Raw genomic sequence first — 11,347 nt, 5'->3', positions numbered from 1 at the left:
CTGATAAAGATAAGAATATTGATTTGGATTCTGATGATTTTATTGTTGTTGATCATAGTAATGATAAGGAGTCTAAAGAAGTATCTGATAAAGATAAGAATATTGATTTGGATTCTGATGATTTTATTGTTGTTGATCATAGTAATGATAAGGAGTCTAAAGAAGTATCTGATAAAGATAAGAATATTGATTTGGATTCTGATGATTTTATTGTTGTTGATCACAGTAATAATAAATTTAATGAATCTCAGGAGGATTCTTTTAATGAATCTGATTTAGATGAAGAAGAAGTTACTGATAGTGAATCTTCTAAAACAATGGAATCTATCAATGAGGATAAAGTTGATTTAGGGTCTGATGAGGATTATATTTATGTTGATCATAGTAATGATGAACATGTATTAAATGAAGAGTATGATGATTCTGATTTTAAAGTTGATAAAGTCCAAGAGGAACAGGAATTTGAAGTTGATAAAAAGTCACATGATCAAAAACATCGTATGAAAAGTAGTAATTTTGTAAAATCAATTATTTCAGATGTTATTAGCGGTGAGCCACATCTTGAACAAGAAGAAATAGAAACTGTTAAGGGTGAAATAATCGAGGAGGATGATTATCAATATAAACCAGCTCCAAGTGATGATTCTGTTGTCGAAGCTGAATTTGTTTATGATGATGAAGAATTGAATATTTTCAATGATAATTTACCTGATGAAACTCTTGAAAAACCAACTCCTAAAGAAAATTATGATAATTTGGAAAGGCCAGCTCCTAAAGAGGATATTGAAAAATTAACTTTTAATGGAGATTATACTGAAGGAGAAGAATTAAATATATTTACTGATGAACTACCTGATTTGAATGAAGATGAAATCAATGAAAAAGCTGTTGATATTGTAAGTAAAGCAATGGAAGAGTTCCTTGAGGATGTATTTGAAAATGATAAAAAAATCAATGAAGTTAATAATCCAAGTAGTGTTGAATTAGAAAATGAAATCAAAGAGGATATTCCAGAAGATAATGAAGTAATCCTTGAAGATAATGAAATTACAGAACAAGAAATTGAAGAAGACTCTGAGGATATAGATGGAGTCTCTTATTATCAGGGTTCAAATGATGTGAAAAGTAAACTTAGAAAAAATAATTTCTATTATAAAGAAGAAAAACCAAAATCTGTTAGGGATTCTATTAAAGGAATCAAAAAGGACATGGAATATATCAATAAATCTTTAAAGGAAATTGAAAATCCGACTCAGATAGATTATGTTTCTGTTGTTGATAGAACTGAAGAATTTAATCCAATGGATTATTTAAGTAGACCAAGTGATGATGATTCAGATAAAATCATTAAAAAGGAAGAAGAATTAACATTCGCTGAACAAGAGGAGTTAAGAATTGAAAAAGAAATGATGGCGGATAATCTTGAAGAAGAAATAATAGAAAAAGATGTTATTGTTCCAGTTCATGAAGAGGAAAGAAGAGAAGATTTTAAAGATCAAGCCTTAGAAGATATTATTTTAAGTGCTAATGAAGATTATAAAGAAATAGAACGTGAAAGATATAGAAAAAATAATCAATTTAAATCATTTGATGATAATAAGCTTCCAGGTAAAAGAAAAATGGAAGATGAGTTAGTTGATTATGTTCAAATTGAGGATATTGGATTACATTCATCAGATGAATTGTACAAACAGTCTGTTGATAAGGTTGCTAAGTCTATTAATGATATTGTTGATGTTGAAGGTCCAATTCATATTAGTGAAGTTACAAAAAGAGTTAAAGATTCTTGTAATATCAAAAGAGCAGGAGCTAAGTTGAAAAATCGTGTCAATGAGGGTATAAGTGAAGCTGAAAACTCAGGTCATATCATTAAAATTGGAGATTTCTTATATAATGCTTCAAATAATAATATTGTCATTAGAAAGAGGATTAAGCCAAATATTGATTTGATTTCAGATGAAGAAATTGCTAAAAATATTGAAACTGTATTGATTCATAAGAAAAATATTACAACAAAACAAGTTGCAAAAGAAACATCACGTAACTTTGGTTTTAAATCAACTTCTAAAAAGACAGCAACAAGAATTAATAGTGTTTTAGATTTAATGATTGCGAATAATAAAGTTAAACTAAATAATGATATTGTTGAATTTATAGGTTAGGTCATGTCAACTAAAGTTAAAAGTCCTGATAATTTACCAAATAAACCTGGCGTCTATATTATGAGGGATAGTAATGATACTATAATTTATATTGGTAAGGCGAAAAATCTCATAAAAAGAGTTAAATCTTATTTTCGTGAAAAACTTGATAGACCAAAAACTCAAATTTTAATGAGTCATTTTGATAGTTTAGAATATATTATAACTAACTCAGAAAAAGAAGCATTAATTTTAGAAGCTAATTTAATCAAAAAGCATCGTCCAAGGTATAATATTCAGTTAAAGGATGATAAAAGATATCCGTATGTTAAAATTACTGATGAAGAATTTCCACGTCTTGTTATTACAAGAAATGTAACAAAAAATGGAGTATATTTTGGTCCTTTTACTGATGTGGGATCAGTCAAACAAACGGTTAAATTTTTAAAATCTTTGTTTAAAATAAGGGCTTGTCGTAATATGAATGGGCCTTGTTTAAATTCACAAATTGATTTATGTTATGCTCCATGTGATGGAAGAATATCTAAAAAAGAATATTCAGAAATTATAAACAAAATTGATTTGTTTTTCCAAGGGAAATATTCAACTATTGTTAAAAATCTAAAAAAAGAAATGATGGAAGCTGCAAATTGTGAAGAATTTGAAAAAGCAGCTGTAATAAGAGATCAAATAGCATCTATTGAGGAAATAATGGAAAAACAATTTGTTGATTTAGTGGATGATGATTTAGATCAAGATGTAATAGCTATGGCTATAGGTAAAAATGAAGTAGTTGTCATTATAATGCCAATTAGAAATGGTAAGATTGTTGGTCGTGATGACTTTTTAATGAGTGGTTCTAAATATGATTCTCCTTCTGAAATCATGTTTTCATTTATTCAACAGTATTATGGATATAACAGACATATTCCTAAGCAAATTCTTTTAGATGAGAATATTGATGATAAAGAATTACTTGAAGATTGGTTAAGTGATTTAAGAGGGAATAAAGTTAAAATTAAAGTTCCTCAAAAAGGTGTTAAATTAAGACTTGTTAAAATGGCTAAGAAAAATGCTGAAATTATTGAACATCAAAAGAAAAAGATGGAAAATTCATTAATTGAGCTTAAAAAATACCTTAAACTTGAAAAAGTACCTCATGTAATTGAGGGATATGATATTAGTAACATTTCAGGTAAGTTTGCTGTTGGTTCAAAAGTATCATTTAAAGATGCGAAACCTAATAAAAAAATGTATAAACATTTTAGGATGGAAACTCCTGGTCCGAACGATTTTGCGATGATGGAGGAATTATTGACTCGTAGATTAAAAATGATTGATAATGATCCTGAACCTGATTTAATCGTGATTGATGGGGGTAAAGGACAACTAGGGATGGCTTGTGGTGTATTGGAGAAATTAAATCTTACTCATATACCTATTATTGGACTTGCAAAGGAATTTGAAGAGATATATATTCCAAATTCTAAACGTCCAATTATTATTCCTAAAAATAACACTGCATTACATCTACTTCAGCAAGTACGTGATGAATCCCACCGCTTTGCAATAACTTATCATAGAAAACTCCGTAGTGATGATATTCAGTCTTCTTCTCTTGATAATATCGTTGGAATTGGTAAAAAAAGAAAAATTAGTCTTTTAAAAGAATTTGGTAGTGTTGATAACATCAAACATGCATCAATTGAGGAACTAGCTAAAATAAACGGCATGAATTTAAAAACAGCTGAAAACGTCTATAATTATTATCACTAAGGTTATATCAATTTTTATTAGAATTAGGTAATTTTCCATTAATTTTAAATATAAGTTTTATAATAAACTTGTTATAAGAAATGAAAAAAGGGTTTTTTAATTATGGTTAAATGTCCACGTTGTGGTTATGAGAATTCATCCACAGCAGTATATTGTGATAATTGTAGTTATCTTCTAACTGATTCTAATGGGAATAGAATTGATAATTCTCGTAGGAGTAATAGTTGGAATATAAGTATAGCAAAAAAAATTGTTATTGTGTTAGGAATAATTGTTGTGGCACTGTTATTATTTTCATTTATTTATAATAATACTCAACCTTCTCACGAAGATTCTTTAAATTTAATCACTGATGATGGTTCTATTCATAAGACTGCTTCTTATCCTTATAAAGCAGTTATTGAATATGGAGGTAGTTGGGCAGCTAAAATGGGTAGTCCAAATTATCTTGTAAATGAAGAAAGTCATGGTACTAAATCCTTCGTGCTTGATTGTGCTGCTTGGGATAGTGTAACTATTGCTGCGGAAAAAGCTGATTATGGTGAAGGTGAGTTACACATAAAATTATTAAGAAATGGTGAAGTTGTAGCTGAAAATTCAACTACAAGTGCTGGTTCTGTTGTAATTAATTATAATTAGTTAAGTTAGTCTATTTGGTTAATTTTTGAGTCTAATAAATTAATTAATTCATCAGTTTTGTATAATCTAATTTCTTGATTATCATCTTTAAATATTTTGATGAATTCAATGAGATTGTTACATAGTTGCTCATATTGAATATTTAATGTGTTGTAGTTATTCATTAGTGCAAATAGTTTGTCTTTTTCAATTTTTTCAGGTTCTCTTAAAATCCTTTCTATATTCACAAAATGAGTTTCAATCATAAGTTTTTCTTCTTCTAATATATTTTGATATTCTTGAATCTTTCCACTAGTCATTTAAATCACTTTTTTTAAAATTAATTAATATAAAATATAAATACTTTCATTAATATAAATTTGTATTGATATATAATGGGGCAATGAATAATGATAAAAGTTGAAAATGTAAGTAAAGATTATGAATTAGCTGATGGAACTAAAATCACTGCACTTAATGATGTTAGTTTTGAAGTTAAAGAAGGTGAAATTTTAGGTATTATGGGTAAAAGTGGTTCAGGTAAAACTACTCTATTAAGAGCACTTAGAGGTGTTGAACATATAGATAGTGGAAGTATTGAAGTAGGTGAAGCAAAAGTTACTTCAGAATCATCTCAATTTTATTATAATAAACTTAAAAAGGAAACTGCTATTCATCTTCAAAGATCTTTTGGTATATGGCCAGATACTGTTCGTGAAAATGTCTTAAGAAAATTATATGCAAGAAAATATTTTGATGAAGGAGATACTAATTTTGAAGTTGCAGAAAGTGAATTTGGTCATGAGGCTGATGAACTGTTAGAATTAGTTTCTTTAACTCATAAACAAGATCATTATGCATCCGTATTAAGTGGTGGTGAAAAACAAAGACTTATTATGGCAAGACAACTTGCTAAACAACCTAAAGCTTTACTTCTTGATGAACCTGCAACTATGGCATGCCCTAAAACAAAACAAGAAATATTAGATGCAGTTAAAAAAATCAATAAAGAATTGAATATAACTGTTATTATTGTATCTCACTTACCAGATGTTCAAAAATATTTAGCAGATAGAGTTATTTTACTTGAAGATGGTGAAATTGTTGATGAGGGTTCTGCAAATGAAATTTGTGATAAATTCATGGCAGACATGGATGATATTGTTGATATAGAGAATATTGCAACTGATGAGGATGTTATTCAATTAAATGATATTCAAAAAAGGTTTTTCTTATTAAGTGGTGGTGAAGTTTTACAAATTGAAGATGTGAACTTCAATGTTCAAAAAGAAAATATTTTAAGTATTATTGGTCCAAGTGGTGCTGGTAAAACTGTTCTTTTAAGAATGCTTGGTGGACTTGAAGATCCTGATGAAGGAGAAGTTATGTATAATGTTGATGGTCAGTGGAATGACATTGACATTCCAGGTCTTGGACGTATGAAAATCAGATCTAAATTAGGTTTCATGCACCAAGAATTTGCATTAAGTCATTATGCTACTGTTTTAAGTCAGTTAGCTACTAGATTAGGTTATAAGAATCAAAATATTATCAATGAAGCTAAAGAAAGAGCTAAAAAAATTGGTCTTAGTGAAGAATTATTAGATTCATTTTATTTACTCACTGATTTACCTGAAATAGAAGCAAGAGACAGATTGAAAAAAATTGGTCTTGATTCTGATATTTTAGATGATTTATTCCCTAAATTCCCTGAAACTGCAACAAAAGAAGCAGTTAAAGATATATTTGAAAGTCTTGATTTAGACATGGATATTTTGCATAGGAAATCATATGAATTATCTGGAGGTCAAAAAGTTCGTGTAATGCTTGCATTGATATTAGTTTCCAAACCAAAATTCTTACTTTTAGATGAACCATTTGGAGATTTAGATCCAGTTACTTTAAGAGATGTCACTAATGCTCTTAAAAAAATATCAAAAACCTATGGAATTACAATTGTAATGATTTCCCACAATACTGAATTTATTAAAGAAGTAAGTAATAGAGCAGTATTTATGGATGATGGAAAAATTATTGATGATAGTGAAGATATTGATAAGATCGTTGATAATTTCATTGATTTTTGTCATGCAGATTATTTAAAAGGAGAATAAATATGTTCGATATTATTGCAGTTCCTGTAGATGGTTCTGATTATGGATATCAAGCAGCAGATGTTGCTATTGAAATAGCTCAAAAGTTTAACTCTAAAATTGCAGCAGTTAATGTTCTTGAAGAGTTTTCTTTTAGTAGCTATGATTCTGAAGAAGATGAAGGCAATTCAATTTTATCAAAAATTACTAAAAAGGCTAATAGTGTTGGAATTGAAGTAACTGAACATTTAATCACTGCTGATCCTTTAAGAGATATGAAATTCATTGTTGATCAAACACGTGCTGATTTAGTTGTTATTCATGCACATGGTTCAAATAATAACAGATTTGTATCTTTTGATGAGAGTTGTGTTTCAGATACTCAAATAGGTTCAGTTTCAGAAAGACTCTTGAGAACCTCAGATGTACCTGTATTATTAATTAAGTAATTACTGAATGTTAATATTATATTATTGGTATTATTTTGTAAAATCTTGAATAATGGGATATAGTAGGCAGTGTTTAAATGAAGAAGTTTAGAAAATTAGTCATAGTAGCTATTATTGTATTATTGATTCTTTTAGCAGGATTAATGGCTTTTGATAGTAGTAAAATCGTTGTTAATGAACACAAAGGTAATGCATCAATAGCTGTTACAGGAGATGTTATGTTTGCACGTAACATGGAAGGAATACTTTCAAGTGGGGAAAATCCTTTTGTAAATGTAGTTAATGTAACTTCTAAAACAGATTTACTTTTAATTAATTTTGAGAATGCAGCTACAACTTCAGAAAATGCAGTTAAAGGAGATGTTCCTCTTAAAACAAGTCCTAGTTTTGTTTATTTAGCTCGAAATAATCCAAATACTATAGCTTCACTTGCAAATAATCATGCATTCGACTATGGAATTGATGGTATGCATGATACAATCAAAAATCTTGAGAAAAATAACATAACACCAATCGGTGCGGGTGATAATGTAGATGAGGCACATAAAGGTGTTACAAAAGAGATTAATGGTCGTAATATTACAATATTCAATTTCATGGATTCTGAAAACTTTGCAGAATACAGTAATGAAGTAATGCCAGTTGCTACCAGTGACTCACCAGGTTACTCAGCATATAATTCTAGTGTTTGTAAGGACATTAAAGAAGCTCATGAAAACTCAGACTGTGTAATCGTATTTTTCCACTATGGAAATGAATATAGTACATCTCCAAATGAAAATCAGGTAAAAATGTCTCATGAAGTAATTGATGCAGGAGCAGACATTGTTCTAGGTTCACATCCTCATGTTCCTCAGGGAATGGAATTTTACAACGGGTCAATGATTTTTTACAGTTTAGGAAACTTTATTTTTGATCAAAAAAATCCAGATACACATGTTGCTTATTTTGTAGAAATAAATTTAGTTAATGAAACTGTTGAATGCACAGTTCATCCAATTTGTATTGTAAATTATTTGCCTCAGTTTATGTCTCCAGATAATGGAAAATCATTACTTGAGAGTTTGAGTCCTTCATGTGATAAATTAATAATTGAGGATGATGGAACTGGAAGAGTATCATATAATCTAACAGATTAATGAACTAAAACTAAACTCTTCTTTTATTAAATCGTAATTATTCAGTTTAATACGATATATTATATTATTAGGATGATAAAAACACATATAGTGTCTTAATGTATATTTTAATAAAATACTGATAAAATGTGATTAAATGGATTTGAAAAGTAATTTTAAAGAATCATTGATGTATCCAATTAGGAAGTATAAAAAGTTTATACTACTTGGAACATTATTTATTATTTTAGACATTAATACTCTCGTCTTTTTAAATTCAGATAATCCTATTCTAACTATTTTTTGTATTATAGATTCTATTATTTTACTGATTATAATAATGGGAGATTTGATTTCTATAATCCAGGAAACCAGACTAACTACTAATGAATTTGAGTTTGGATGGTGGGAAAAATTTGGAATAGGTGTGAAAGGATTTTTAATTTCTTCCTTTGGCATTGCAATACCTTTAATATTATTCTTATTAATTACTTATATTACTGGAACTGGGGAATATTATTTTGATATACTTGAAGTAGGTGTTAATGGATTAACTATTAATTTATCAGTGATGTTTAATGATTATTCATTTATAGTCCTTTTAATTAACCTTTTTATAGTATTACTTTTTATTTATTTTACAGTAATTGCATTAGCTAGATTATCTCACACTAATAATCTATTGGAAAGTGTTAATATAAAAAAGATAATTGAAGACTTAAAAAATATAGGAATAATCCATTTTACTTTATGGATGCTAATAATGTTCATTTTGATGATTATTATGGGCATTGTATGTGATAAAGTCTATTATATTAGTTATGTAGGATTAATAATTTCAAGTTATATATTAGTGCCTTATATAGCTATGTTTTTATTCAAAAGCATTGGAAATGAATACTCAATTTAGGTAAAAATATGAATTTAAATAATTTTTATAAAAATATTAAAAATAATTATAAAAAAATTATAATCTCTTTTTTAATATTCACTCAATTATATATCCTAAAGTATTATATTGGATATTATAGTCCATTACATATTGAAGCTCATATTGGATTATACCCTATCTTAGGATTATTATTTGGTGGATGGGGAGCATTAGGTGTATCGTTTGCAAATTTATTAACTGACTTAGCAGGAGGACATCCTCCTTTAGAAACTTTCATATGTTTTTTTGTAGATTTTTTATATGCATATTTACCTTATAAATTATGGTATAATTTTTCTAAAAATGGAAAATTAACTGCTCCTCAGTTAGGGACTATCTTTCATTTAGCAAAATTCTGTGGCGTAATATTAGTATCCACTATACTATATACAGTATTAATTATAATGTTATTACATGATTCACAGAATGTTAGTTTATTTTCATTAACTACATTGAATTATTTCCTAAATTCGTTTGTATTTGGATTTTTCACAGGAGTAATTGGTATTATAATATCCAATTTGAAAAATATCGATTTAACAATACCTTCAGTAAATAAAAATCCTAAAATTAAAGATAAATGGTATAACTTAGCTTTATTAATTGGAATAATATTGATTGTAGTATTCTTTATCATGATTGCTGTGGGTGAAAGTAATAAGTATATTAATTTACTATTTATTATTTCAATATGTATCTTAATATTATTCTATACAACAAAACCTGTTAAATATCCAGTTATTAAAGAAAAATCAATTTATAAACCAATTATTGAGAAATTAATATTGATATTCTTAGGTTTTATCATTGGAATCTCTTTATTATTTACATCATTAGCTATTTTAATTGCACTTAAAACTGGAGAAAGCAGCATGATGATTGAAAATAGTTTAGGATTCACTATTTCAATATTGTTATATCTGTTTATAGGATGGTTAGCATTCTTTGTTCCAGGATTAATTGCTCTTAAATATGTTGAAGAAAACATAACTAATCCTTTATCATTATTTTCAAAATTTACTAGAGAATATATTAATTCAAAAGATAGTAAAGAAGTAAATAAAGAAAGTTTAATGGAAAGATATCAAGATTATTTTGAGAAGTATAATGAAATTGGGATATTGGGAAATTCAATTGTAAAAATGATGTCTGATTTGGAGAATGTTACCTCTGAAAAAGAAAGGATATCTACAGAATTAACACTTGCAAAGGATATTCAGGAGTCCAAATTACCTACTAATTTCCCGAAAGATAAAAAGTACTCAATTAATGCCTCAATGAAACCTGCTCGTGAAGTAGGTGGAGATTTTTATGACTTTTTTGAGATTGATTCTGAAAACATATGTATTGTAATTGGAGATGCATCTGGAAAAGGAATCCCTGCAGCACTTTTTGCTGTAATTGCAAAAGAACTAATTAAAACTCAATTACTAAGTGGTGCTTCTTTAGCAGAAACAATGAAATCTGTTAATAATAGGCTCTGTGAAAATAATGTTCAATCAATGTTTGTAACAGCATGGGCAGGTGTTATAAATTTAAGAAAAAATGAACTTAAATTTGTTAATGCAGGTCATAATGCTCCTTTAATCAAAAATGGAGAAACATTTGAATGGTTGGATTCTAAACATGGGCTTGTTTTAGGAGCTATGGAAAATATACCATATAAAGAACATTGTGTTTCTTTAAAATGTAATGATTTCCAAATATATTTGTATACTGATGGAGTTACTGAAGCACATAATGATAAAGAAGAACTATTTAATGAAGACAGATTAATAGAACTTATAAATAACAATAACTTAAATTCAATTGAGTTTATTGATTATCTGAATGGTGAATTAGATAAATTCAAAGGATCACAAGAGCAATTTGATGATATAACCATGATGATATTTGAATATAAAATTGGAGAAGATGAAAATGGAAATAATTGATAATAAAAATGGAAATGAATTAAGTATTAAATTAGTTGGGAAATTAGATACAAACACATCCCATCAATTAGAAGAATTCATTCAGAATAATATTGAAGGTGTTGAGAAATTAGTTTATGATTTTGAAGAATTACTTTATATAAGTAGTTCTGGATTAAGAGTTTTATTATCTAGTCAAAAAATCATGAATACTCAAGGGGAAATGGAAATAAATAATGTAAATGAGTTTGTGATGGAAGTTTTTGAAGCTACAGGATTTATAGACATCATGAACATAAATTAGGTGT

The 11,347-nt window shown here is 27.7% G+C and carries 10 protein-coding genes; 9 read left to right on the top strand and 1 reads right to left on the bottom strand.

The genetic code is table 11. From position 1 onward, the window contains the following. The 3 genes from ACI389_RS05865 to ACI389_RS05855 all read left to right on the top strand — a co-directional run. Positions 1 to 2,162: DUF3320 domain-containing protein (locus ACI389_RS05865; protein ID WP_439780603.1), on the top strand; the 2,162-nt coding region annotated here is incomplete at its 5' end. Positions 2,163 to 2,165: 3 nt separating this feature from the next. Further along, complete coding sequence (uvrC, locus tag ACI389_RS05860) at positions 2,166 to 3,917, top strand: excinuclease ABC subunit UvrC (protein ID WP_439780602.1); 1,752 nt, start codon at positions 2,166 to 2,168, stop codon at positions 3,915 to 3,917. A gap of 102 nt (positions 3,918 to 4,019) precedes the next feature. Beyond that, positions 4,020 to 4,556, top strand: a complete 537-nt coding sequence (locus ACI389_RS05855; RefSeq protein ID WP_439780601.1) for a zinc ribbon domain-containing protein — start codon at positions 4,020 to 4,022, stop codon at positions 4,554 to 4,556. Between the two features lie 5 nt (positions 4,557 to 4,561). Here ACI389_RS05855 and ACI389_RS05850 read toward each other — a convergent pair whose 3' ends face one another. Further along, a complete protein-coding gene (locus ACI389_RS05850) occupies positions 4,562 to 4,855 on the bottom strand; it encodes a hypothetical protein (RefSeq protein WP_439780600.1) in 294 nt (97 codons plus the stop codon). A gap of 90 nt (positions 4,856 to 4,945) precedes the next feature. Here ACI389_RS05850 and ACI389_RS05845 point away from each other — a divergent pair, with 90 nt between their 5' ends. From ACI389_RS05845 to ACI389_RS05820, 6 genes are all read left to right on the top strand, one after another. Continuing rightward, a complete protein-coding gene (locus ACI389_RS05845; RefSeq protein WP_439780599.1) occupies positions 4,946 to 6,649 on the top strand; it encodes an ATP-binding cassette domain-containing protein in 1,704 nt (567 codons plus the stop codon). A 2-nt stretch (positions 6,650 to 6,651) separates the two neighbouring features. Then, a complete protein-coding gene (locus ACI389_RS05840) occupies positions 6,652 to 7,077 on the top strand; it encodes a universal stress protein (protein ID WP_178788431.1) in 426 nt (141 codons plus the stop codon). Positions 7,078 to 7,154: 77 nt separating this feature from the next. Continuing rightward, entirely contained in the window at positions 7,155 to 8,216 is a 1,062-nt protein-coding gene (locus tag ACI389_RS05835; RefSeq protein ID WP_292761970.1) for a CapA family protein, read from the top strand. Between the two features lie 136 nt (positions 8,217 to 8,352). Continuing rightward, the gene (locus tag ACI389_RS05830; RefSeq protein WP_439780598.1) at positions 8,353 to 9,105 is read left to right on the top strand and encodes a DUF4013 domain-containing protein; all 753 of its coding nucleotides are present in this window, start codon (positions 8,353 to 8,355) and stop codon (positions 9,103 to 9,105) included. A gap of 8 nt (positions 9,106 to 9,113) precedes the next feature. Continuing rightward, a complete protein-coding gene (locus ACI389_RS05825; RefSeq protein ID WP_439780597.1) occupies positions 9,114 to 11,060 on the top strand; it encodes a PP2C family protein-serine/threonine phosphatase in 1,947 nt (648 codons plus the stop codon). Beyond that, positions 11,047 to 11,343, top strand: a complete 297-nt coding sequence (locus tag ACI389_RS05820; protein ID WP_292761977.1) for an STAS domain-containing protein — start codon at positions 11,047 to 11,049, stop codon at positions 11,341 to 11,343. Before ACI389_RS05825 ends, ACI389_RS05820 begins: the two co-directional genes overlap by 14 nt. Positions 11,344 to 11,347: the final 4 nt, after the last annotated feature.

This window comes from Methanobrevibacter sp., assembly GCF_051877095.1.
GTDB lineage: Archaea > Methanobacteriota > Methanobacteria > Methanobacteriales > Methanobacteriaceae > Methanocatella.
Note: the sequence above shows the minus strand (reverse complement) of the source record. Positions and strands in the feature narration are given on the sequence as shown.

Bases quoted from the DNA above. Each gene is read 5' to 3' on its own strand.
- ACI389_RS05845 (WP_439780599.1), top strand. From the start codon at position 4,946: ATGATAAAAGTTGAAAATGTAAGTAAAGATTATGAATTAGCTGATGGA.
- ACI389_RS05855 (WP_439780601.1), top strand. From the start codon at position 4,020: ATGGTTAAATGTCCACGTTGTGGTTATGAGAATTCATCCACAGCAGTA.
- ACI389_RS05825 (WP_439780597.1), top strand. From the start codon at position 9,114: ATGAATTTAAATAATTTTTATAAAAATATTAAAAATAATTATAAAAAA.
- ACI389_RS05850 (WP_439780600.1), bottom strand. From the start codon at position 4,855: ATGACTAGTGGAAAGATTCAAGAATATCAAAATATATTAGAAGAAGAA.
- ACI389_RS05820 (WP_292761977.1), top strand. From the start codon at position 11,047: ATGGAAATAATTGATAATAAAAATGGAAATGAATTAAGTATTAAATTA.
- ACI389_RS05840 (WP_178788431.1), top strand. From the start codon at position 6,652: ATGTTCGATATTATTGCAGTTCCTGTAGATGGTTCTGATTATGGATAT.
- uvrC (WP_439780602.1), top strand. From the start codon at position 2,166: ATGTCAACTAAAGTTAAAAGTCCTGATAATTTACCAAATAAACCTGGC.
- ACI389_RS05830 (WP_439780598.1), top strand. From the start codon at position 8,353: ATGGATTTGAAAAGTAATTTTAAAGAATCATTGATGTATCCAATTAGG.
- ACI389_RS05835 (WP_292761970.1), top strand. From the start codon at position 7,155: ATGAAGAAGTTTAGAAAATTAGTCATAGTAGCTATTATTGTATTATTG.